The organism is Vibrio sp. Vb2880 (assembly GCF_033337975.1).
Lineage (GTDB): Bacteria > Pseudomonadota > Gammaproteobacteria > Enterobacterales > Vibrionaceae > Vibrio > Vibrio alginolyticus.
Genome location: NZ_JAWORT010000007.1, coordinates 146,787 through 168,872, shown reverse-complemented (window position 1 = coordinate 168,872; position 22,086 = coordinate 146,787). Strand labels below are relative to the sequence as shown.

At 43.4% G+C, this 22,086-nt stretch carries 25 protein-coding genes and 2 tRNA genes; 8 read left to right on the top strand and 19 right to left on the bottom strand.

Going from position 1 to position 22,086, the window contains the following annotated elements:
• The 5 genes from R7M92_RS10415 to R7M92_RS10395 form a co-directional block, all read right to left on the bottom strand.
• Entirely contained in the window at positions 1-984 is a 984-nt protein-coding gene (locus R7M92_RS10415; protein WP_005377840.1) for an ABC transporter ATP-binding protein, read from the bottom strand.
• Between the two features lie 10 nt (positions 985-994).
• Positions 995-1,927 carry an ABC transporter permease subunit gene (locus tag R7M92_RS10410; protein WP_005377839.1) on the bottom strand — a complete coding sequence of 311 codons (933 nt, stop codon included), beginning with the start codon at positions 1,925-1,927 and terminating at the stop codon, positions 995-997.
• Between the two features lie 9 nt (positions 1,928-1,936).
• A complete protein-coding gene (gene oppB, locus R7M92_RS10405) occupies positions 1,937-2,857 on the bottom strand; it encodes an oligopeptide ABC transporter permease OppB (RefSeq protein ID WP_005377838.1) in 921 nt (306 codons plus the stop codon).
• Positions 2,858-3,001: 144 nt separating this feature from the next.
• Positions 3,002-4,612, bottom strand: a complete 1,611-nt coding sequence (locus tag R7M92_RS10400) for a peptide ABC transporter substrate-binding protein (protein ID WP_318133323.1) — start codon at positions 4,610-4,612, stop codon at positions 3,002-3,004.
• Between the two features lie 264 nt (positions 4,613-4,876).
• Positions 4,877-5,983: a M20/M25/M40 family metallo-hydrolase gene (locus R7M92_RS10395; RefSeq protein ID WP_318133321.1), complete on the bottom strand. Its 1,107-nt coding sequence runs from the start codon at positions 5,981-5,983 to the stop codon at positions 4,877-4,879.
• 538 nt (positions 5,984-6,521) lie between these two features.
• Here R7M92_RS10395 and hppD point away from each other — a divergent pair.
• From hppD to R7M92_RS10355, 8 genes are all read left to right on the top strand, one after another.
• A complete protein-coding gene (hppD, locus tag R7M92_RS10390; protein WP_005377835.1) occupies positions 6,522-7,595 on the top strand; it encodes a 4-hydroxyphenylpyruvate dioxygenase in 1,074 nt (357 codons plus the stop codon).
• Positions 7,588-8,718, top strand: a complete 1,131-nt coding sequence (locus tag R7M92_RS10385; protein WP_213876497.1) for a homogentisate 1,2-dioxygenase — start codon at positions 7,588-7,590, stop codon at positions 8,716-8,718. Before hppD ends, R7M92_RS10385 begins: the two co-directional genes overlap by 8 nt.
• Before the next feature lie 9 nt (positions 8,719-8,727).
• Positions 8,728-9,765 (top strand): fumarylacetoacetate hydrolase family protein, encoded by a 1,038-nt coding sequence (locus tag R7M92_RS10380; RefSeq protein WP_318133319.1) that lies wholly within the window; start codon positions 8,728-8,730, stop codon positions 9,763-9,765.
• A 21-nt stretch (positions 9,766-9,786) separates the two neighbouring features.
• Positions 9,787-10,455, top strand: a complete 669-nt coding sequence (gene maiA, locus R7M92_RS10375) for a maleylacetoacetate isomerase (RefSeq protein WP_005377832.1) — start codon at positions 9,787-9,789, stop codon at positions 10,453-10,455.
• Between the two features lie 195 nt (positions 10,456-10,650).
• Positions 10,651-11,310, top strand: coding sequence for a DUF2726 domain-containing protein (locus R7M92_RS10370; protein WP_047100684.1), 660 nt, complete (start codon positions 10,651-10,653; stop codon positions 11,308-11,310).
• A 119-nt stretch (positions 11,311-11,429) separates the two neighbouring features.
• The gene (locus tag R7M92_RS10365; RefSeq protein WP_005377830.1) at positions 11,430-11,768 is read left to right on the top strand and encodes a hypothetical protein; all 339 of its coding nucleotides are present in this window, start codon (positions 11,430-11,432) and stop codon (positions 11,766-11,768) included.
• A 179-nt stretch (positions 11,769-11,947) separates the two neighbouring features.
• Positions 11,948-12,024 (top strand) — tRNA-Val (locus tag R7M92_RS10360).
• Between the two features lie 34 nt (positions 12,025-12,058).
• Positions 12,059-12,135, top strand: a tRNA-Val gene (locus R7M92_RS10355).
• A gap of 258 nt (positions 12,136-12,393) precedes the next feature.
• On the opposite strand, the gene R7M92_RS10350 is transcribed toward R7M92_RS10355, so the two are convergent.
• From R7M92_RS10350 to R7M92_RS10285, 14 genes are all read right to left on the bottom strand, one after another.
• Complete coding sequence (locus R7M92_RS10350; protein ID WP_017820907.1) at positions 12,394-12,624, bottom strand: hypothetical protein; 231 nt, start codon at positions 12,622-12,624, stop codon at positions 12,394-12,396.
• Between the two features lie 129 nt (positions 12,625-12,753).
• Complete coding sequence (locus tag R7M92_RS10345) at positions 12,754-13,392, bottom strand: DJ-1/PfpI family protein (RefSeq protein WP_213915745.1); 639 nt, start codon at positions 13,390-13,392, stop codon at positions 12,754-12,756.
• A gap of 165 nt (positions 13,393-13,557) precedes the next feature.
• Positions 13,558-13,956 carry a VOC family protein gene (locus R7M92_RS10340; protein WP_318133316.1) on the bottom strand — a complete coding sequence of 133 codons (399 nt, stop codon included), beginning with the start codon at positions 13,954-13,956 and terminating at the stop codon, positions 13,558-13,560.
• Positions 13,957-14,161: 205 nt separating this feature from the next.
• Complete coding sequence (locus R7M92_RS10335) at positions 14,162-14,734, bottom strand: hypothetical protein (RefSeq protein WP_225466652.1); 573 nt, start codon at positions 14,732-14,734, stop codon at positions 14,162-14,164.
• Between the two features lie 192 nt (positions 14,735-14,926).
• The gene (locus R7M92_RS10330) at positions 14,927-15,376 is read right to left on the bottom strand and encodes a nuclear transport factor 2 family protein (protein WP_005377826.1); all 450 of its coding nucleotides are present in this window, start codon (positions 15,374-15,376) and stop codon (positions 14,927-14,929) included.
• Between the two features lie 128 nt (positions 15,377-15,504).
• Complete coding sequence (locus R7M92_RS10325; protein ID WP_065274430.1) at positions 15,505-15,894, bottom strand: lysozyme inhibitor LprI family protein; 390 nt, start codon at positions 15,892-15,894, stop codon at positions 15,505-15,507.
• 404 nt (positions 15,895-16,298) lie between these two features.
• Positions 16,299-16,550 carry a TIGR03643 family protein gene (locus R7M92_RS10320; protein ID WP_005377824.1) on the bottom strand — a complete coding sequence of 84 codons (252 nt, stop codon included), beginning with the start codon at positions 16,548-16,550 and terminating at the stop codon, positions 16,299-16,301.
• 98 nt (positions 16,551-16,648) lie between these two features.
• Complete coding sequence (locus tag R7M92_RS10315; protein ID WP_017633971.1) at positions 16,649-17,149, bottom strand: GNAT family N-acetyltransferase; 501 nt, start codon at positions 17,147-17,149, stop codon at positions 16,649-16,651.
• Between the two features lie 150 nt (positions 17,150-17,299).
• Positions 17,300-17,680, bottom strand: a complete 381-nt coding sequence (locus R7M92_RS10310) for a hypothetical protein (protein ID WP_138939935.1) — start codon at positions 17,678-17,680, stop codon at positions 17,300-17,302.
• Between the two features lie 153 nt (positions 17,681-17,833).
• A complete protein-coding gene (locus R7M92_RS10305) occupies positions 17,834-18,238 on the bottom strand; it encodes a DUF1801 domain-containing protein (RefSeq protein ID WP_017633973.1) in 405 nt (134 codons plus the stop codon).
• A 141-nt stretch (positions 18,239-18,379) separates the two neighbouring features.
• A complete protein-coding gene (locus R7M92_RS10300) occupies positions 18,380-18,712 on the bottom strand; it encodes a YnfA family protein (RefSeq protein ID WP_005377819.1) in 333 nt (110 codons plus the stop codon).
• 64 nt (positions 18,713-18,776) lie between these two features.
• Positions 18,777-19,244, bottom strand: coding sequence for an Sbal_3080 family lipoprotein (locus R7M92_RS10295; protein WP_005385757.1), 468 nt, complete (start codon positions 19,242-19,244; stop codon positions 18,777-18,779).
• Positions 19,245-19,662: 418 nt separating this feature from the next.
• Positions 19,663-20,325 (bottom strand): DUF4336 domain-containing protein, encoded by a 663-nt coding sequence (locus tag R7M92_RS10290; RefSeq protein ID WP_318133354.1) that lies wholly within the window; start codon positions 20,323-20,325, stop codon positions 19,663-19,665.
• A 270-nt stretch (positions 20,326-20,595) separates the two neighbouring features.
• On the bottom strand, positions 20,596-22,071 hold the full coding sequence (locus tag R7M92_RS10285) for a Na+/H+ antiporter NhaC family protein (protein ID WP_005377816.1): 1,476 nt from the start codon (positions 22,069-22,071) through the stop codon (positions 20,596-20,598).
• Positions 22,072-22,086: the final 15 nt, after the last annotated feature.

Genomic DNA, 22,086 nt, shown 5'->3' with positions numbered 1-22,086 from the left:
TTAAGCTTTTATTTGAATAGGAGTGATAACACTGGGTGCGTTAACGTGACAGGCAATGGACTGGCTCGTGTTTAATGGAGAAAACCGTGGGGTTTCGTATTGGCAACGCGTCTCTCGATGCTCGCACCGCTCTCTAAACGGACACCCTTTATGGTTAATCAACGCACTTGGTGGGTTACCTGGGATGGTTGGTAAACGTGGCATATCTTCAGTGATAGAAGGAATTGCCTTTAGCAAGCCTTGAGTGTAGGGGTGCGCAGGTTGAGCGAACAATGTCTCGGTATCGGATTGCTCCATTTTTTGACCACCATACATGACCAATACGCGATCACACATCTCGGCAACGACGCCCATATCGTGAGTGATCAGTAAAATGGCCGTATTGAACTCTTGTTGTAAGTCTCGTAATAGCGTCAAAATTTGAGCCTGAACGGTTACATCTAATGCGGTGGTTGGTTCGTCTGCAATTAACAACTCGGGCTTACACAACAACGCCATCGCTATCATGATTCGTTGACGCATTCCGCCAGATAATTCGTGAGGGTATTGATTCATCCGAGTTTCGGGAGAGGGAATACGCACCGCATCCAACATGTGAATCGATTCAATTTTTGCTTGTTTTCGGCTCATTCCTTTATGAATCATGAGAACTTCACAAAGCTGCTTGCCAATTTTCATGAATGGATTAAGTGACGTCATCGGATCTTGAAAGATCATTCCGATTTTCTCTGCACGGATGCGGTTGAGCTGCTTTTTCGACATCGCGAGTAAATCATCACCGTGGAACATTGCGCTTCCAGACACGGCGCCGTTGTCCGCGGTTAACCCCATTAATGCGAAAACAGATTGGCTTTTTCCCGAACCTGATTCCCCAACAATCCCAAGAGTTTCGCCCGCTTTAATTGAGTAGGAGAGATTACTGACCGCTTGCACTTGCCCATCTGGCGTATCGAAGCGCACGTTCATGTTTTCAATAGATAGCATGGGTTTGTCCTTATCGGTCTTTCGGGTCAAGAGCATCACGCAAGCCATCGCCGATGAAGTTAAAACAAAAGAGGGTGGCAACTAAAAACAGAGAGGGAAAAAGCAGCATCCACAATGCAACGTCAATCGTTTTTGCGCCTTCGGAGATTAGGATTCCCCAGCTCGTGTCGGGTGGTTGAACACCAAGCCCTAAGAAGCTTAAAAACGATTCGAACATAATGAATCCTGGTACCATTAAGGAGGAATAAACCATCACGATCCCAAGCACATTAGGCAGAACATGGCGTCGGACAATTGTCAATTTAGAAACCCCAATAGAGTGTGCGGCTTCGATGAACTCTCGCTTTTTTAGACCGAAGGTGACACCACGTACAACACGGGCAATGCCCAGCCAAGATACCATTCCGATCACGATAAAAATCAGGTAGATGTTGTTGCCAAAAAGGGTAACAAACAGGATAACCATAAACATAAATGGCACCGAATCGAGCACCTCAATAATGCGCATCATTACGCTATCGACAACGCCGCCAAGATAGCCGGAAATACTTCCCCAAATCGTACCAATAACAACGGCGACTAAGGCCCCGACAAAACCCACCAAAATAGAGAGCCTGCCGCCTTGCATCGTGCGAGCAAAGACATCTTGCCCGAGATCATCGGTACCAAAGTAATGGCCACTACTCAGTGAAGGTTTCCCTAGTTCGTATGGATCGATGAGCACTTCCCAGTCAATTTCATCATGGCCAAAAGCGGCAAGAGAGGGGCCGAAGGTGATGCATAAGGTAATGAACGCCAAAACATACACTGATGTCATCGCGGCTCTGTTTTTACGAAATCGAGTCCATGCATCCTGCCAAAGACTGCGACCTTCGACGGCTTCAATATTGTCGACGACTTGATCTTGAAGAGCTTGTGTATCCAGTTTTTTGATCGTTAACATGCCGGACTCCTAAACGCGTATACGAGGGTCGATAATCGTATATAGCAAGTCGACCACAAGGTTAAAGAAGATAGTGAGTGAAGCGACAATCAGAGTAATGCCCATTACTAGGCCGTAGTCGCGGTTGAGAGCCCCAGACACAAAGTGTTGTCCCATGCCACCTGTACCAAAGAAAATGTCGATAATCACCGAGCCTGTCACGACAGAAACAAACGCAGGGCCGAGCATCGCAACGACGGGAATCAGGGATGGTCGCAAAGCGTGATGGAATAAAATGTAGGTTGTGGACAAACCTTTGGCTTTTGCCGTTCGAATGTATGGTTGGTTGAGCGTTTCAATCATTGCGCCACGCATGACGCGTGCAATACTCGCAATGGAGCCAATCGCCAGGCTGAGCACGGGAAGAACAAGAAAAGCCAGCTTTCCTCCTTCCCAACCACCAGCAGGGAACCAGCCGAGCTGAATAGCGAAGATCATGACTAAAACTGGAGCAAGCACGAAAGCCGGAACCACAACTCCAGTCATCGAAAGTGTCATCAGGCCGTAATCTAGGCGGCTATTTCGGTTCAATGCCGCAATGGTGCCAAGCAACATGCCAAGTGGAACGGAAATACAAAAGGAGAGTACGCCTAATACTGCTGAAACTGGCCATGATTGTGCGACGAGCTGTGTAACACTGAAGTCTTGATAAACGAAGCTAGGACCGAGATCTCCTTGTATGAAATTACCAATGTAAATCCAAAACTGAGTAAGGAAGGGCTGGTCCAAATGGAATTTTGCTTCGATATTCGCACGTACCACCTCTGGCATAGGCCGTTCCATATCAAATGGCCCCCCTGGTGCAATGTGCATCAGCCAAAATGATACGAGTGCGATGAATAGAAGCGTGGGGATAGCGATAGCTAATCGCTTAACAATGTACCAAATCATGATCCATCATCCTTTGGTCATCCGAAATCACTTCGAACGGTTATGAATAAAAAATGGTCTGAGCTCTGGTTGCCTTCTCCACCGAGAGATATGAGGAACGGCAAGTAAACATTGAACTTGCCGACTCAGACCGAAAACATGCTTTTAGTGGGCTTTCACATAGACATTCTTGCGGTAGTACGACGACTCAGGGTTTGTCAGTTCGTAGCCGCCCACGTAAGGCTTGATGAGGTATTGATCGTTACCCGGACGATAAATAGGAATAATGGCCATGTCTTCAATCAGCATGCTTTCTGCTTGTAGATACAGTTCTGATGGGTTGCTCATGGTCTTTGAGCGAGCCATTAACTCGTCGTATTGCGGGTTGTTATAACGAGAATCGTTGTACTCGCCACTAGAAACGAAGATATCCAACCATGTAGAGGCTTCATTGTAGTCGGCCGTCCAGCCGCCGCGAGTAATGTCGGTCGGCTCTTTAAGTGCGTAGAACACTTTCGGTTCTAGCTGTTTTATCGTGACTTGCGCACCCAATCGGCTTTTCCACATGCCTGCCATGGTGGTTGCCATTTTTACGTCCATCGAGAAAGTTGGTACGGTAAACGTTAACTTAAGCGGATTGCTTTTATCGTATCCAGCTTCTGACAGTAATTGCTGCGCTTTTTCGATACGTTTATGGCGGTTCCAAGTTGCGAACTCAGGAGTGTGAGATTTAAAACCATCTGTTTGAGGTGGCACAAGGGTATACATTGGAACCCCACCGTTTCTCAAAATAGCACTCGTTAACAGTTGACGGTCAATGGCATATGAGAGGGCTTTACGAACCCGCACGTCTTTTGTTGGCCCTTGTTGAGTGTTGAGGTAATAGAATGTGGAGCCAAGAGACGCACTGGTGCTTGCCACTTCTTGTGGGCGTTGTTGAATTAACTTTTTCTTCTGGGCGGCAGGAATGGAAACCGCTTGGTCTATCTCACCAGCTAGGTAGCGGTTTAGCACTACGTTTGCATCACCAATTGGTAGCCAAGTGACTTTTTCCAGCACTACATTGCTTGCGTCCCAATAATGTGGATTTTTAACCATCACCAGTTTTTCGTTAACTTTCCATTCAGAGACAGTAAACGCACCATTTGTAACGATATGCTCAGGCTGGGTCCAGCGGTTGCCATGTTTTTCAATGGTCGCTTTGTGAACGGGGGCAAGCACTGGATGACTTAATAGTTTCGTAAAGAAGGGAATAGGCTCTTCGAGTGTTACCTGGAATGTTTTTTCATCCAGCGTCTTCACGCCCAAGGACTCGGGTTCGGCTTCGCCCTTCATAATCGCATGCGAGTTTTCGATATTTGGAATGGCCGCAAACCAAGCGTAGGGTGAAGCAGTGCTTGGATTCAGTAAGCGTTGCCAGCTGTAGACAAAATCTTGTGCAGTGACCGTTTCGCCATTTGACCATTTTGCATCACGTAAGTGGAAGGTATAAACCGTATTGTTGTCATTGACTGACCAAGACTCAGCAACACCAGGAATGGTTTTACCTTGCTTATCTTGAATGACCAGACCTTCAAACAGGTCTCGACCGAGATTAAAAGCGGGCTCTGCGGCTTGCTTGGCTGGGTCAATAGAAGTAACTTCAGCTCCATTGTTTAGCGTAATTTCTTGTATCTCATCGAGGGTCACACCTGCGGGATACGGTGCGGCATAGCTTGATGTTGCCAGTATTGGACTCATCATCGACGCTAATAAAAGCAACTTAGGTAATTTCATCCTTGTCTCACTCTTTTCATCCTGAAAGATGTCAAAAATGTATATTGTATAAATTGTCTACACAATCGAGTTTTAACATTACTGTAACAGGGTGTCAGGTGTTGAGCTGTCTGGTCTCAAAAAGTGAGCTAGGGGAATTTCTTTGAAGATCTGATATCAAGTTGGCATGACGGGAAGTAATTTTGCTTCGATACAAATTAAAATCCCCTTCAAGCACAGGCTAGAAGGGGAAGATAGTCAGTCTGCTCTTCAAAAGGCATGACGTTAACTGACTAGGAAATGTTTCACGAACTCAGTGATTTTGACCATATCACTTACCGCGATAAACTCTTCTGTCGTGTGTACTTTTGCCATGCCAGTTGAAAGATAGACCGTTGTGAGACCTTTCTTGTTAAAGTTGTTGGCATCGCTACCGCCGCCAGTGCCTTTTGTGAAGGCGTCAATTCCCAACTCTGAAAACGCTGCTTTTATAGCGTTTACGTGCGGGTGGTTTTCTTCAATAACAAAAGCGTCGTAGGCTCGGCTAGATTCAATGTCGACTTCTGCACCGTGTTTTTCACAGACAGACTCTAATGTTGAGATCATATGATTGACCTGAGCATCTAGTTTATCGCCATTCAGGGAGCGTGCTTCTGCCACGATTTTTAATTCAGGCATAACAATGTTTGTGGCCTGACCGCCATTCACTATACCGATGTTGGCTGTCGTTTCTTCGTCGATGCGAAGCAGCTTCATTTGGTTGATGGCATCTGCCGCCACCATGATCGCACTGATGCCTTCTTCTGGCGCAAGCCCTGCATGTGCTGGTCGACCTTTGATTGTTGCCACGATTTTTTGCTGGCCTGGGGCTGCGGTCACAATAGTGCCAATAGGACCACCCGTATCTAACACGACTGCTTCCGTTGAAGTGACGTGTGACATATCGAAGTATTGTGAACCGAATAAACCGCCTTCTTCATACACGGTGAAAGCAAGTTCTAACGTTTTGTGCTCACGGTTTTCCGCTTGAATACAACGAACGGCTTCCATGATGGCGGCAATACCAGATTTATCATCGCCACCGAGAATCGTATTGCCTTTTGAACGGATAATGCCGTCTTCGATGATTGGCTCAATGCCAATACCTGGAGTGACCGTATCCATATGACAGCTCATTAGAATAGAGCCGTCTTTTTTGCCGTCTAAACGGGCGTACACGTTAAAACCGTTAGAAATGTGCTCAGGCACTGGAAGTTTGCGTACGGTAAAGCCTAGCTCGCCTAGCTGTTCTGCCAGTGTTTCTGCAATTTGTTTTTCGTTTTTTGATTCGCTGTCGATACGTACTAGTTGGCAAAAGTGTTTAACTAGGCGTTCTTGATTAATGTGTGTCATTAGATGTCTCTTTTTCTGATCGAGCGTGAAGCCTTGTGGCTCGGCTCGATAGGGAACAGAGCACCACTTATGGCACAGTTACTTTTGAATAAAACTGAGGTGAATCAATAAAGGGGTATCCATGACACGATTCTGACCGATGAGTCTTTCGAACTGTATGAAGCGTCACGAAACATTACTTTTGATGTTTTGCAGGATCAAATGAATAAATCGGATAGAGATAGGGTGCAATAGACTTTCCATCCCCTTTTACTTTTTGAGCTACGTTGCCAAGATAAAATGCCAAGGTAACAACTTATTTACATTTTGTGTGTTGGCGTAAAGCCGAAAATATCAATCTAATATATTGAAAATAAGCAGTTTGTTTGATGTTTACGAAAGTGGGTTCGACGCGCTTCCTGTGTGTAACATATATTTTACAATTATGCGTAAAAATCGCCAAGATAAAGATTTCTCCCCACGTATTCCAATTTCTCAAGACCTGCGCCAAGTTAGAAAAATAAGTCCAAACAAAAGCTACTGAGACAAGGAGAAAGTCATGGTTGATGCATATAACCCTCTAGGAACAGACGGATTTGAGTTTGTTGAATATACCGCTGCTGACAACAAAGGCATTCAACAGCTTAAAGATCTGTTTATATCGTTAGGTTTTGCGGAGATTGCAAAGCATCGCTCAAAAGAAGCGTGGTTATATCGACAAGGTGATATTAGCTTTATTGTGAATGCGCAGCCGCATAGCCAAGCTGAGGGATTCGCCAAAGTTCACGGTCCGTCGGTTTGTGGCATGGCATTTCGTGTGAAAGACGCCACCGTTGCTCTGGCGCATGCGTTAGAGAATGGCGGTAAAGAATATAAAACGGAAATTGGGCCGATGGAGCTAAGCATTCCTGCTATTTATGGCATCGGTGAAAGCTTGCTTTATTTTGTCGACCGTTATGGAAAGCAGAGTATTTATGATGTCGATTTTCGTTTTTATGATGATGCTGATGAACGTTTATCAAAAGCGAATGTTGGTCTTTACGAAATCGACCACTTAACGCACAACGTTAAGCAAGGCAACATGGATGTCTGGTCTGGTTTCTATGAGCGCATTGGTAACTTCCGCGAAATTCGTTATTTCGATATCGAAGGTAAGCTGACTGGTCTTGTCAGCCGTGCGATGACCGCACCTTGCGGCAAAATCCGAATTCCTATCAATGAGTCGTCAGATGATAAATCACAGATTGAAGAGTTTATCCGTGAATACAATGGCGAAGGTATTCAACACATCGCATTGACCACTGACGACATCTACGAAACGGTCAAAACCTTGCGTGAGCGAGGCATGGACTTTATGCCAACGCCAGATACTTATTACGAGAAAGTCGATCAGCGTGTTGAAGGCCACGGTGAAGATGTAAGCAAGCTTCGTGATTTGCAGATTCTTATTGATGGTGCGCCAACGAAAGATGGCATCTTGCTACAAATCTTTACTCAAACCGTTATCGGCCCTGTGTTCTTCGAAATCATCCAACGTAAAGGCAATGAAGGCTTTGGCGAGGGTAACTTCAAAGCGTTGTTTGAATCGATAGAAGAAGACCAAATTCGCCGAGGAGTATTGAGCGATGCATAAATGGATCACATTCCCTCAACGGGAGGGAGTGTGCTCTAAACAAGCGCATGCTGACTTCCCGGAAGAGGCAATTTATGAACGTGAGGCAGGTCGAAGTGGCTTCTTCGGCCCCGCAACACATTTTCATCATCAACATGCCCCAACGGGGTGGTCTGAGTGGGAGGGAGAGCTACGTCCACGAGCGTTCGATTTTAATCTAGTTGAGAAAGCCAGCCATATTACCCCGTGGGCAGTCCCGCATCTATTACACAACGCGAATTGTAAAGTTCGTGTTTGGCGTATGGATGAAAAAATGGACTTCTTGGTGAGAAATGCAGATGGCGACGAACTGCTATTCATCCACCAAGGTACGGCAGATCTCTACTGTGATTATGGTCATTTGAAAGTGAGCGAAGGGGATTATGTCATGATCCCGCGCTCAACGAGCTGGCGTTTAGAGCCAAGCGAGCCGATGTTCATTCTGATGATCGAAAACACCGATGCGGCTTATACATTGCCCGAAAAAGGCATGGTTGGAAACCACGCGGTGTTTGATCCGGCGGTTCTAGAAACGCCGTCGATCAACGATCAGTTCCGTGCTCAATATTCTGAGAATCAAACACAGGTTCAGGTGAAACGCCACGATAAAGTCAGTGTTATCACTTACCCATTCAACCCGTTGGATGCGATTGGGTGGCATGGTGATTTGGCGGTAGTAAAAGTGAACTGGCGTGATATTCGTCCACTTATGTCACATCGTTACCATTTACCGCCTTCTGCACATACTACATTTGTAGGAGCAGGATTTGTGGTGTGTACCTTCGTTCCTCGTCCAATTGAAAGTGATCCTGGAGCGCTCAAAGTACCGTTCTACCACAACAATGACGATTATGACGAAGTCTTGTTCTACCATGCAGGTGATTTTTTCAGCCGTGACAACATTGAAGCAGGCATGGTGACATTCCATCCAGCAGGATTTACGCATGGTCCTCACCCGAAAGCATTCAAAGCAGGGCGAGAGCATAAGAAGACTTTCACCGACGAAGTTGCGGTCATGATCGATACGCGTCACGCACTTCAGTTTGCGGATGAGCTGGAAAAAGTAGAAAACAAAGAATACGTCTATAGCTGGCAAGAGAAGTAAGAGGCAAGGATGAAATTAGCAACCAAGAAAAATGGCACTCGTGACGGTTTGTTGATGGTCGTGAGCAAAGACTTAACGCGCTGCGTACCTGCGACAGAAATTTTCCACCCCATGAACTTAGCTCCGACGATGCAGGTGGCGCTTGATAACTGGGATACGCTAGCACCACAACTGGAAGAGCTATACGTTGCACTGAACAATGGCACGGTTGCAGGGTATGAAGAGTTTGAAGCGCACTACTGTGAGTCGCCGCTTCCTCGCGCTTATCAGTGGGCTGATGGCAGTGCTTACGTAAACCACGTTGAGTTGGTTCGAAAAGCTCGCGGCGCTGAAATGCCAGAGAGTTTTTGGACGGATCCGTTGATGTACCAAGGAGGCTCTGATGCCTTTATTGGTCCTTGTGACAACATCGAGTTTGCGAGTGATGAATGGGGTATTGATTTCGAAGGTGAAGTTGCTGTGGTAACTGGTGACGTACCAATGGGCGCGAGTGTTGCAGAGGCTCAGGAGTCGATTCGTTTGATCATGCTGGTGAATGATGTCTCACTACGTGGCCTAATTCCGGCAGAGTTAGCTAAAGGGTTTGGTTTTTTCCAATCTAAACCTTCTTCTGCGTTTTCTCCTGTGGCAGTAACACCTGACGAACTCGGCGAAGCGTGGTACGAAAACAAAGTGCATTTACCATTGCTCTCGACCTACAACCACAAGCCGTTTGGTCGCCCAAATGCGGGTATCGATATGACGTTTGATTTTGCAGACTTAATTGTTCATGCGACTAAAACGCGCCCGCTATCTGCTGGGGCAATTATAGGTTCTGGCACGGTATCTAATAAGCAAGGCACCGAACATGGCACTTCGATTGATGAGGGTGGTGTTGGTTATTCATGTATCGCGGAAGTTCGCATGATTGAAACCATTCGTGATGGTAAGCCGTCGACTAACTTCATGTCGTTTGGAGATTCAATCAGATTGGAAATGTTCGATGCGGATGGCAACAACATATTCGGCTCGATTGACCAACAAGTTAGCCAATATCTCAAGCACTAACAATGCTGGTTGGGAGACGATATGAGCGATAGCATGATTTTATACGGATACTGGCGATCATCGGCGGCGTATCGTGTGCGTATTTGCTTGAATCTTAAAGAGTTATCGTATGATTCAAAATCGGTACACTTGGTGCGCAATGGTGGCGAACAACACAGTGACGAGTACCATGAGTTAAACGCTTCTGAACTGGTTCCTTTGCTGGTGGATGGGGAGGTTCAGTTAACCCAGTCACTGGCGATCATTCAATACTTAGAAGAACACTACCCGGATGTCACTGTGATCCCCGAGCAAACGCCGCTTCGATACCAAGCGCTAGCTTTGGCTCAGGATATTGCAATGGAGATTCATCCCCTGAATAACTTAAGAGTTCTACAGTATTTAGAGGGGGAGTTAGCTTGCGAGCCAGAGCGCAAAGTCGCTTGGATTCATCACTGGATCCACAAAGGTTTTACAGCATTAGAAGAGAAACTTCAGAAGCATCGTAAACTAAATGGTGATTGCAAGTTTAGCCTGACAAGCTCGCCATCTATTGTCGATATTTGTCTGGTACCACAATTTTACAACGCACAACGCTTTGGTGTAGATACCTCTCTTTATCCAACCATTAACGCTGTTGTGCAGTCATGCAATCAACTGCCAGCTTTTATTGATGCGATGCCAGAGAATCAGCCAGACGCTAATAGTTGATTCTTAGCATACATAATGTATTAACAAAATTTAAACGAGCCAATCCAAGTGTGTGATTGGCTCGTTTTTATTGGTGAGCAAAATTTTCTGTTTCTCGCTATCGTCGTGGCGCCTCAAAATTGCGAGGTTTTGTTGCTCTGCATAACATTTCCATTTACGCTTTGAGCAACGAGTTGTTTTGGATGCACTTTATTTATGACCAACATTTTTATCATTGTTGTTCTTCTGGTTTTATTCTTCTTTGTTATTCAAAAGTACGTGATTAAGCACGATGACACGCGTGATTATCCTTATCGCTCGAAAGGCCCTCTGCTCAGAGGTCAAGAGGGTGCGTTCTATAATGCGTTAAGAGCGGCGGTAGGGGAGCATGCCGTAGTATTCGCGAAAGTAAACATGTCCAGTTTGGTTACGCCAAAAGAAATCAAAAATAAGAAGCAGTTTTTTGTCGCGAACAATCGTATATCTCGAAGCTATTTTGATTACGTTATTTGTGACCCAAGGACACTAGAGCCGCGCGTTATCGTTGAATTGGATAATGGGCAGGAGCTAAACAAGGGTAAGATAGAAAGACAAAAGTTATTGATTCATGTTTGTAAGACGGCCAACCTGCCTTTAATTGGCGCCTCGGTAAAGCACAGTTATCAAGTTGGGCGATTACGTCGTTTGCTTGCGGCACACATTGATTTGATTGAGCCTGATAAAGAAGTGCGCTTTTGCAAAAAATGCGGCAGTCCGATGATCATTAAAACCGCAAGCCAAGGTGAGTTCAAAGGGAGACGTTTCTTTACTTGTAGCCGTCAGCCGAATTGTACATACACCGAAAATTATAACGTTGTGTTTGAGGCGGACGACTAAACACGACAATTAACCTGCAGAAATAAGGGGCTTTGATTAGAGATGATCAAAGCCTTTTTTGTATCAGTCATCAAGGCAGGGCCTATACTTTGAAAAAGAGGGCAGAATAGGGCAGCCATATGCGATACGGATGGATTTTATCGGCGTTGTTCATCGCATCGAATGTTAGTGCGATACCTAATTTGAAACCACTAGAGTGTGAATTGACAGAGACACCCCAAGATCATTTCTTGTTTTACCGAGAGCAAATGGTTTACCACAGTGAGCAGTTTGTCATATTTCAAAACTTCAAAGGCAGGGTGAGCACTCAAGTGGATGTTAAAACAGGAGAGTTGATCCGTACAACCTATATCGGCGAACCATTTAAACCTAAATATCAGATTTTGTTTGGTACTTGCCCTAAGGTATCGCAAACCTTACAGATTTGGATGCTCAGTGAAGTGCCTTACGACAATTAAGTGAGATAATAAAAGTTATATAGATCACACTTTTAATCCATGAAGGATTCAGCTTTGCTGATAAAATCATCTGAAAACGCGTGTTGAGTTTACATTTTCGCCAAACGGTTCAAAGTTGGTAAATTTGTGCTTGCACCACCGTTCGCTTATAGCTAATATCCTCGTCGTTCCAGAGAAATGCGTCCGTAGCTCAGCTGGTTAGAGTATCGCCTTGACATGGCGGGGGTCGGTGGTTCGAGTCCACTCGGACGCACCATTCTGAATTGAAATGGTTAGGAACATAAAAATTTGGGTCCGTAGCTCAGTTGGTTAGAGTACTACCTTGACATGGTAGGGGTCGGCGATTCGAGTTCGCCCGGACCCACCAAATTTTAAAAAAGCCCACCTTTTGGTGGGCTTTTTTGTGTCTGTAATTCATTGATACTCAAGTAAAACTACTTCTTTTCTTGTCCCTTGTTTTTGCTCTGCTTTAGCCCCTTGTCAGAGATAAAAGCGCACTACTTGATCCGCAACACAACCTCAAAACCCTAAATGCAATGCATAAGGTGCATACGCTTCAAACCCACTAGAGCCGTCTATAAATCATGTTGCGTGCCACTAGCCGTGGCATTAGAGACACTGACTATTAATCTAAATTATCTGGCGTGTGAAGATTGGTGCCGCATATTGTACATTTGTAGTCACCAGTCGCTTCGCCTTCCATTAATGAGCTAATTATTGCTGCAAATAGACCTGAGAAGAAACCTTTAGCTTTTTTCTCGGTCTTTTCCTGCGCTTTAGAGAAGCTTTCGTACCGATGTAGCGTTACTTCTTTACAATTACAGCAAAACGCTCTTGTCTCTTCAGAACCGTACATTTTTACCAATTGATTTACTCCCTGTAAGTTAATTTCCCCAAGTGGCGTTATGTTCAAGGGTAAGTCACACAAGACTGATGTGTGACTTACCCTAAACACTAAAACTAACGTAATGTAAAACACCACATGTTATGAATGATTATTTAACGCCTTGTTATCCGAGCTTGCTAACTCTGCTGATTGAATAGTTGTGGCAATAAGCTCTTCAAATAGATCTAATTGCCCAGCAGGTATCAATTGATTTTGTATAGCTTTTCGTTTGTTTGAGTCAAATAGCCGCTCTGTTAACCAACCAATTAGATACATCAGTGAAAGACAGCCACCAGCCGTCGCTACATTACCGTCTATCACGAGAGGCAGATCCTGAACATCTCCTCCCATACTTTGTAGAACGTCCTTTGCATCTGGGTTTGTTGTTAATCGCTTGCCTTTTAGTAAACCGAGTTCATGGAGGATGAATGATCCCGCACAAATCGAACCTATTAGCTGCCTATTTGGATCAAGATTCAACGCTGACATAAATTCAGCATCTTTTAAAGCGGCTGGAATACCCCGTTTGCCGCTTGTAATAAGAACGACATCTTGATTCGTCACCTCAGAAAGGTGTCCGTCTGTTTTAACTTTCATACCGAGGTGGGAATGATGTTCAGATTTAGTTCCAAGTATACTTACTGTCCAACTGTCGGTTGTGCGCCCCAGCAAGTCATACATAAGAAAGAAATCGACATCCGTGAAATCATCAAATAAAACAACGCCGATTTTATACATAACATTTATCCTTTTGGACTTACTCGTAAGTCGCAAAATGTGTAGTAGGAGGGGAGGGGCATTCGATACACAAGCTTCTGCTAAGCACCTTAAATACCAAAGGCGGTGCAAACTAACAATGCCATGTGTACCAAATCCCTATTATAAAACTTTGTTATGTTTGTTTTATGAGCCCGCCCAGAAAAACTCAACCCTAATACCACTTGGGTCGTAACACATTAAATGTTTTGCGGGTCCTGTTTTAACAAGCTCGGGACCAAACTCAATTTCGATTCCCGACGCCATAAATTGATCACGCAACTCATAGAGTTGCTTCTCAGTCTCTACGAGTAAAGCTAAGTGATGCAAACCAATATTCGTTTTTCTGTCAAATGGAGTGGCGGCATCAGACTTAGCCGCCCATAGTGTAAGCATGATATGCCCATCACTCACAAATATTGCCGGGTAGTCTGGATTTCTTTTTACTTCACTCCAACCTAATTGTTCAGTGAAAAACTTCGCGCTTGCTTCTAGGTTAGATACGGTTAAACCTACGTGGTGTATGCCTTTTGTTAACACAGTCACTTTGTTTCCTTACTCGTTTTAATGGCTATCAAACAAAGATAACTCGATAAAAAGTAAGCATCAATACACATATATTGATTAACTTCGTCAATCTATTCGAATACGGTAATCCAACTGGAAACATAACATTGTAAACAAGAAACCCAATCTTGAACTAAAAATTAAACTTAGAGTTCATTCTTAAGTCCTGTATTAATCAAATACATTAATAGCCATAATATTTAAGCCAGCCTATAGGGCATATCATTCCATTAAAGGTTTGAATGTTCTTATTCAAGCTAACGTCTTCCAATTTGTAACAGTGAACAACATTACTAGTCGAAGTAGATGCTGGTGTTGAATACGTCACAGGTTTAGAAGCGTTTGCTTTATGTATTTCATGTGCTCGCTGTTGGTCTATCGCCACTTGATTCTTATGATTGTTAACTTCTCGCAATCCAGATTCTAGGGGTAGGTGCCAATCCTTACATGTTGTTCCTAAACCATCATTCTGAGACTGATATTCTGATAACGCTACACGAGCTTCATTTACCGACTGATCGATATCGGACTGATCGACTAGCCAAGTAGAAAAAGAATAGTTAATGGCCTCTCGATAGTTTACCGATTGCTCTAAGCTATAAGCATCGGAATGAAAACAGGCCTCTACCACTGCCCATTGAGTCGATAGGTTTGATAATACGTTTTCAGGTATAGGCTGTAGCTGGCTTTGCGTAGACTGGCAACCGGCTAGAAGAAAAGGGACAGGGAGTAGTTTTAGAAAAAATTTTTGGTTCATTTTAATCTTAAAATTAATGCAATCTTTTTCATTATCATAATACAGGACGATTGAAGAAAGTAGCATTTCTATCAGTAAGGGAATGTGGCTAACGCACTGATAAGGTGTGAGTAAAGCGATATCAAAGCCCTCAACACACCTTAACTACGAATACTACCGCATAACAAAGATGCTATGCGGTAACGGTAGTATTCAGGCTTGAACAGTTTGTCGCACGTTGCTCTCGCCTGACAGCACGGAAATTCTCTCAAAATCTCGACTCGGGAAATCAGGGTCTACGTACACAAACATACGACTTATCATTTTTCCTTCAAACTCAAATACACTACAAAAACGCCCTGTGGAAACTTTGTTGTCCGGCCAAGAGGTACCATCACTCATTACGCCGCCTTCCTGTCCTTCAACAATGACCTTGTTTCCAGCAGTCGTTATTTGAAAGCCGTCTATGTCGTGCCAGATACTAATCAACGAGCTACCAATCCTATTGCCAAACTCCACTAAGGCACTCTTTCCTTTCGCTTGCCCAAATTTAGGAAAGAAAAAGTCAACATCCTCTGAGAATAGATCCAGATAGCTAGGATCACCGGCATCTATTTTCTCGAAATACTTAACTACTAGCCCAACTAAATCGTCTTTTTCCATAATTATTTCACACCCATATAAGCTTTACGCACAACCTGAACGCTTGCATCTTAAACACAGAGTACATTTAAACTGAAATTGCCAAGAGTTGCGAATCTTATTGAAGTGCCTTGTTAGATGTAATCCGTTTAGCCTACGTATACACCATTGAAGTATTCGACGCGTTCTAACGTCATTCTTAACTTACATTCTTCAATCTGGACACCTTGCCAGGGCGAGGGTGTGGAAGACAGGCCCGTAAATTCACATTCGGCGTCTCTGTATTTTAGCCAAGCTCTTTGGGCCTTTCGAAATGGCTCTACCAGTTCGGTCTGAGACCATGTTTTCCTTAGTGCTTTTTCTTCCTCACCTATTCTAGCGATTGCTTCCTTGTAACTTTCGTTAAGCTCTTTATCTGCAGATTCCATCTTCTTTTCTACACACTGATAACCAGCCATAACGCCCCCGCCTTTTACTTTGCAGGGATCTTCAACATCATCAGAAGCCAAGCAAGGTAAAGAAACCAACGCAAACATCATAAGTAATTTGTTCAAAATTGCCTCCAAGCTCCGAGTGCTTGTTAAACAGTTATCCGCTATTTTTCCTTTTTAATCATGCAGCTTTTTATCTGTGCCTTCAAAGATAAAATAGAAGGTTAGTGATTCTAGTGCCTAAACAGAAGGTAAAAGAGATTGATACACGGATTAAATGACGCCTTAATCTGAGTTACTTTTAGTGGGCGTTTTGTATCAATCTTTTCTGTGGAATCATTAGTTTGATGGCGACTGAGGACGTTAAGATGACTCCCATTGAATTTATTATCGCCCTGAAACACCTAGGTTGAATTAAGTGGTGACTATTCCCCTCCAATCATGAAGTTGGTTCAAAGGTAGGGCGATAAATGTTGCGATTCGTAATAAAAATTTATGCCAAGTGCAGTTCGCTATCGCGGCTTATATTGAGTTGGGCAATAACCTCTAATGATGTCTGAGTTTCGTAGCTTGTTGTGTTTTGTATTGCGCCCCGAAACCCTTTTACGCCACAATTTAAAGCTACTTGATTTGAGCCGGCTACGCATAAACTGAATCACGTCGGATTCATTCAAACCAAATTGAAATTCGATAGCCTCAAATGGGGTGCGGTCTTCCCATGCCATTTCTATTATTCTTGACTCAGTTTCCGAGGTCAGTTTCATTTCAAATAACCTATTTTAGAAAAGAGATTTCTACGACGGAAATTGAGTCTTGGTTCAAATGTTCTTATATGCGTGCTTAGTGTTTAGCGACATAACACCTACAAAAACTTCTCAATGAGGACTTCGTCTACGTATTTCCCACGAACTTTTGCATGCTTCTTCGCGGTCCCTACGATTTCGAAGCCTTGTTTGAGATAGGCTGATAACGCTCGCTCATTATCGCTGCGAACGTACGCAAATAGTTTTTCGTAACCCTTTTGTTTGGCTACTTCGAATGTCGATTTGAAAAGCTGTTTAGACACACCTTGGCCACGAGCACCGTCACTAACAAACGTACCAATTATGCCAACATGGTCAAAAGCTTTTGTATATTGTGCAAAGGGCTCGATATTTTGGAAACCAATGACTTGTGAGCTATTTTCGGATAAAGCGACTGTAAACACGCCCCGTTCTGGGAAATGAGTAATGAACTCTTTTTCTTCTTCAGGTGTGAAAGGCGTATCTAATACAGTGTATAAACCTTCAATAATGATGGGATTGAGGACGTTTGTAATGCCTTCAGCATCACCTAAAGTTACCTGACGTACAATTAAATTCATGCCACTTAGCTCCTATTAAAATTAGGGCTGCTTTGTACATGAGTTGGAGACTTGCGGCAACAAGTAACGTCATTAAGTCGTAAAGAATATACCTATTACACTTAAACGGCGGTTAATAGTGCTGATTGTTACTTTAGTATTTCTGATATATCACTTTTTAAGTGACGGCTTAACTTCTACAGAATATTTCCACATCACGATCCCGTTTTCTACAAGATCATAACTCGCGCTTTGACCCTCGGAGTTGAGCACAAATACCGGCATTTCCATCCTTGACGTAGAGCCATCTTGGTTGCATGACATGGTAGCTTCAAGCTGTATACTATTTTTGCTCGGTTCTGAAAGGGTCCCTAAGTACGTGCAGCCGTCGACAAAACTGGTTTTGCTTTTTCCTTTAGAGGATATTTCAAAAGTCGGAAAAATGAATGTTGATTGAGGCTCTGTTACTACCACATTGACTTGATAGTTCGTCGCTGAAAAAGCATTGAAATGAGCTCCAAGCATAAGTAAGAACAAGATTTTTGATTTCATAAACTCTTCTTTATTTCGATATTACTAGTTTGGTTACGGCGCTATTAACGTGACCACTTAATCTAAAACTTTACTGCGGAAGCATTAAAAAGGATACAAAGGTAGAGTAGTTGAATATGGTTAATCGGCCGTAAATAGTTTTATTAAGCGATCTTACATACCTAAAAGAGGTAAGTTCTTTCGCTTTTGATAGGTTAATGCTAATTCTAAACAGGTCTTGATTGAAGCTTCTGGCAAAGGTGCTGATAAAGATAGAATTATTGCTCGATTACCCTGAAACTCAAGTGAGTCACTATACAGTTCGCGGAATGTGTCGACGAGCTTAGTTTGGCAATTAAAGAACAGATAATAACGACTAGGCGTTTTCTGTTTCCAATCCATCCTTACCGGGCTACCTGTTTTCACACTGTAGCTTGGCTCTCCCCATTTTAGAGATTCTTCAACTTCCCCCAGTTTTAATTCAGAAGCGATAGTTAAGACGATATTTCGTAGCTCTTCTATCCGAATACGCACATGTTTTGGATACTCATCAAATCTTGCCTTCACTGCATGGTTCATTAGTATCTCCTATAAATAGCGCTGTTTTGGGGTGAAGCCCAAGCGTACTTTGGCTATGTAGCAATTACGTCATAATGTTATTAATCAATAAATCTAGCACATAGCCAAAATACTAAGCGTAAGGGTTTCCCTCGGTTACGTTTAGGATGCTCTGGGTGAAAACATGATGATTGACATGCCAAGCATAGCGACAGAAACCCCCACTATGTCCCAGAGCGTTGGTCGAACGCCGTCGATACACCACAACCATAGAATTGCGACAAAAATATAGACACCACCGTAAGCGGCATAAACTCTGCCAGTTGCGGTAGGATGTAAAGATAGAAGCCAAGCAAACATAGCAAGGCATAGCGCTGCTGGTACCAAAAGCCAAACTGACTTATCTTCCTTTAACCAGAGATAAGGTAAGTAGCAGCCTAATATTTCTGCAATGGCGGTTATAAAGAAAAGCCCAATGGTTTTGACTTCAGTCACTTAAACATTCCTATCTTTCTCTACAAATATATGATGCTTGTTAAATGGGCAATTGTTCGGCTCATTACATTTCGCCCAGCTTAATCTTGGATTGAGCCTCACTCACGGTTTGTTTACCGAATAACAGATCCATCATCGAAATGATTCGTTTGTTGTCTTTACCCCATTTATCTGGATTCGCGCTGTTTGGTGCTTTAAATTCAACTTGTCCTACTTTTTCGTTATTTTTGTAGGCTTTGATCTGAGCATCAGCGATAAATGTTCTAAAATCCCAGCTCCAGCGTGATACGTAAGTAAGTGTTAGCTCAGAGCTAACAGGAGGCGTGCCGTCGCTTACGACTGTGCATTTATGGGCGGTATCCAAACACCAGTCTTGCATCGAATCTAAGAAAACATCTCGCGTGGCGTTGTCTTTTACGATGGTGATTTCCTTGCTCTGATTTTCTTTCGAGATTGTTTCTACCGTATACTTTGGTGCCGCACATGCAGCTAATAGAATAGGCAAGCTTAGAATGATGAGTTTTTTGTGCATCTTATGTCTCTTTTTTTTAAATTTATATATTCAAACAACTTCAAGATACTGAGTTCAACGAGAATAACTAACAAGCATGGCAACTGTTATTAACAAAACCTTTAGAGTAGAAGGGTTTGTTTCGGGAGTATGCCAATGTCTCGATGCAAAATAATTAGTAAGAGATTGCTATTGCGTTATGTTAACTCTTGAACTTATGTCCGTATCAATGTCCAGAATTCTTCGCATTGAAGTTTTTGAAGTGCAATTCTAACGGAATTTTAAATTGCTGCATAATGCTCAATTAAGAGGAATAGGGGAGCTTATCGTTAAACATAACGTGTAGTGCTGTAAATTCGTCCCTAAGACTAAGCTAAAAGGGCCTAATGTTTTAAAATAGCTTCTTGTCTATTCTGTTGTGTGAGTTTTCAATGTTGTCTCATACTAGCCACTTAAAAGAGCGCTGTAAGAACTCGTCTGCATTATCAAGGACGATTTCACCGTGAGCCATAACCAATATATTAGGTTTCCAAGACAGCAATTTATTTAAGTGTTTTCGAGCCTCTTGTTTGCTAAACATAAAACTTAGGCGCCAATCCAAAGGCATTTTTCCATTCGGAGCAAGAATACCGGCCCCTTTAGCCACAAACCGCTGCCAGTAGTTAAAGTCCTGGCCAGAAAAATTCTCGACGAGGTCAGTAACAATTAAGGTCTTTGAAAGTCGATGATAAAACACACACTCTTCCATTAATGGAGAGCCAGAAAATAGTTCTTGTTCAACCTCAGAGTTCCAAGCATTACCGCCTTGGTTAAGTGAAGCGTGAAAGTGTATATCACGGCACTTCTTAATGACTTCATTTGTGCCATAAACTTCTGCGCTAGGATAGGCAGATACCCATTCAGATAAGAACAAGTGGTGTAAATGATTAGGAGCGATTAAGTATTTCACTTGGCCTAGATTGTTGATTTGCTCTCTAATCGAATTTGATAACTTAATTGGACTATGAATCCAAAGGCCACCATCAGAAAGCCTAACAATAGTCATACGAGTGGTGTATGGGAGTCCTAAGAATTGGACGGGATCTCCGTCAAATATCCATATCTCATGGGCTAACTTTTTCGTGTCTCTCCAACCGTTAACACTGTATTAAGGCGGCATTTAAGTTACTCAAAAGCTGCCTTGTTGCACAATAAACGCTTCGCTAAGCGTAAACCAAAAATATTAGGTTTACCAAACCCTTATTGAGTGCAGCTGTACATCTTTGAGTATTTTTATACTGAACGCGCGTAAAGTAGTTTTAAGAGGATCATTTGACTTGATAGAACAAAACCCCGCTATTTTTGAGCAGGGTTTTGCAATTAGATAAAGGGGCTAACCGATGATGAAGAAGAAAATCGCGGTTGCAACAATACCAATCAACGCATAAGGAAACTGTGTGGTTGCGTGTTGCATTGCTGTACAGCCTGAACCTTGTGCAGATAACACGGTTGAGTCACTAAAGAAACAAGAGTGGCTCCCTGCCGCTGATGCTGAAAGCAGCGCTGCAACGGTTAAGTGTAGAGGCACACCAAGCTGTTCGCCCAAAGGTAGAACAATTGGCATCGCTACTGCAAACGTTCCCCAAGACGATGCCGTTGCAAATACCAACGCGCCCGTAATCATAAAGATAATCGCAGGGAAGTAAGACGCTGACAGGTAAGGGCTGACGGTCTCAATGACATACTGCGTGACGCCCAATGAGTCGTTGACCGATTTCAACATGAAACCACCAATAACGGTCGCAAGCGGCAGTAGCATAACTTTAATGCCATCATAAACAGCTTCGAACATGTCGTTCATCGAGATCAGTTTTTGTGCGCCGTAAAAGCTAATAGTAAAGATTAACGCGACGAAAACACCAGCAAGTAGATCGATACCAAAATACCAACTTGCGGCAACAAGTACGATCATTGGTAACAAGAAGTTGACAAGGCCCATGGTTGGGTTGGTATGTGCAGATACATCGGGACCAAAGTCGACATCTGTTGCACCGTCTGGACGAACTTGACCATTCTTCGCACGCTTTTCTGCCTTTTTCATCGCACCTAGATCTGGGATCTTTTCCATTGCAACCAGCAAAACAATCACCAGCGTTACCCAGCCGTAAGCCATGTATGGAATAGCTTCAATGTATGCTTTGATACCATCACCCGCTTCTGCTACTCCGTTTGCTTCTAGCAACGAACTGAAGAAAATTGCCCAAGTGGAAATTGGTACGAGGATACAGATAGGCGCGGCGGTTGAATCCACAAGATATGAGAGCTTTTCACGCGAGATTTGGTAGCCGTCCGTAACTTTTTTCATTGAGGAAGAAATTGCAATCGCATTCAAATAATCGTCGATAAAGATCAGAATACCTAAAGCAAAGGTCATCAGCATCGATTGCTTACGGCTTTTTACTTTCGTGACCAGCATGTCGGAGAAGCTTAAGATACTGCCGCCTTTCTCCAAAATAGCAATTAGGCCGCCCATCAAACCACAAACGAGGATGATCCAAGCAATAGTTTCATCCATCATTACACTCATGGAAATATCAACAATCTGTTCCACCGCTTCAGTTGGGTTAAGCAGAAGAACACCGGCAATAGCGCCGCTAAAGAGGGCTTCCACAGTTCGGTGTGTTGTCAGCGCAAAGACCAATACCAACGCCGTTGGTAAAAGACTCATCCATCCGTAGGCTTCGCCTTCCTCATGGTTCAAACCGATTGTGGTAAAAAAGACAAACGTCGCAACCGAGATTAAAGAAACAATAATGTGTTGAGAGTTGATTTTAAGAGGCGCATCCAGCGCCTTGGTCTGCGTAGTCATAAAGTTCATTTCCTT

Bases quoted from the DNA above. Each gene is read 5' to 3' on its own strand.
- R7M92_RS10400 (WP_318133323.1), bottom strand. From the start codon at position 4,612: ATGAAATTACCTAAGTTGCTTTTATTAGCGTCGATGATGAGTCCAATA.
- hppD (WP_005377835.1), top strand. From the start codon at position 6,522: ATGGTTGATGCATATAACCCTCTAGGAACAGACGGATTTGAGTTTGTT.
- maiA (WP_005377832.1), top strand. From the start codon at position 9,787: ATGAGCGATAGCATGATTTTATACGGATACTGGCGATCATCGGCGGCG.
- R7M92_RS10285 (WP_005377816.1), bottom strand. From the start codon at position 22,071: ATGACTACGCAGACCAAGGCGCTGGATGCGCCTCTTAAAATCAACTCT.
- R7M92_RS10315 (WP_017633971.1), bottom strand. From the start codon at position 17,149: ATGAATTTAATTGTACGTCAGGTAACTTTAGGTGATGCTGAAGGCATT.
- R7M92_RS10350 (WP_017820907.1), bottom strand. From the start codon at position 12,624: ATGTACGGTTCTGAAGAGACAAGAGCGTTTTGCTGTAATTGTAAAGAA.
- R7M92_RS10295 (WP_005385757.1), bottom strand. From the start codon at position 19,244: ATGCACAAAAAACTCATCATTCTAAGCTTGCCTATTCTATTAGCTGCA.
- R7M92_RS10310 (WP_138939935.1), bottom strand. From the start codon at position 17,680: ATGAAATCAAAAATCTTGTTCTTACTTATGCTTGGAGCTCATTTCAAT.
- R7M92_RS10380 (WP_318133319.1), top strand. From the start codon at position 8,728: ATGAAATTAGCAACCAAGAAAAATGGCACTCGTGACGGTTTGTTGATG.
- R7M92_RS10345 (WP_213915745.1), bottom strand. From the start codon at position 13,392: ATGTATAAAATCGGCGTTGTTTTATTTGATGATTTCACGGATGTCGAT.
- oppB (WP_005377838.1), bottom strand. From the start codon at position 2,857: ATGATTTGGTACATTGTTAAGCGATTAGCTATCGCTATCCCCACGCTT.
- R7M92_RS10370 (WP_047100684.1), top strand. From the start codon at position 10,651: ATGACCAACATTTTTATCATTGTTGTTCTTCTGGTTTTATTCTTCTTT.
- R7M92_RS10305 (WP_017633973.1), bottom strand. From the start codon at position 18,238: ATGAACCATGCAGTGAAGGCAAGATTTGATGAGTATCCAAAACATGTG.
- R7M92_RS10410 (WP_005377839.1), bottom strand. From the start codon at position 1,927: ATGTTAACGATCAAAAAACTGGATACACAAGCTCTTCAAGATCAAGTC.
- R7M92_RS10385 (WP_213876497.1), top strand. From the start codon at position 7,588: ATGCATAAATGGATCACATTCCCTCAACGGGAGGGAGTGTGCTCTAAA.
- R7M92_RS10330 (WP_005377826.1), bottom strand. From the start codon at position 15,376: ATGGAAAAAGACGATTTAGTTGGGCTAGTAGTTAAGTATTTCGAGAAA.
- R7M92_RS10320 (WP_005377824.1), bottom strand. From the start codon at position 16,550: ATGAAACTGACCTCGGAAACTGAGTCAAGAATAATAGAAATGGCATGG.
- R7M92_RS10365 (WP_005377830.1), top strand. From the start codon at position 11,430: ATGCGATACGGATGGATTTTATCGGCGTTGTTCATCGCATCGAATGTT.
- R7M92_RS10395 (WP_318133321.1), bottom strand. From the start codon at position 5,983: ATGACACACATTAATCAAGAACGCCTAGTTAAACACTTTTGCCAACTA.
- R7M92_RS10415 (WP_005377840.1), bottom strand. From the start codon at position 984: ATGCTATCTATTGAAAACATGAACGTGCGCTTCGATACGCCAGATGGG.
- R7M92_RS10335 (WP_225466652.1), bottom strand. From the start codon at position 14,734: ATGAACCAAAAATTTTTTCTAAAACTACTCCCTGTCCCTTTTCTTCTA.
- R7M92_RS10325 (WP_065274430.1), bottom strand. From the start codon at position 15,894: ATGATGTTTGCGTTGGTTTCTTTACCTTGCTTGGCTTCTGATGATGTT.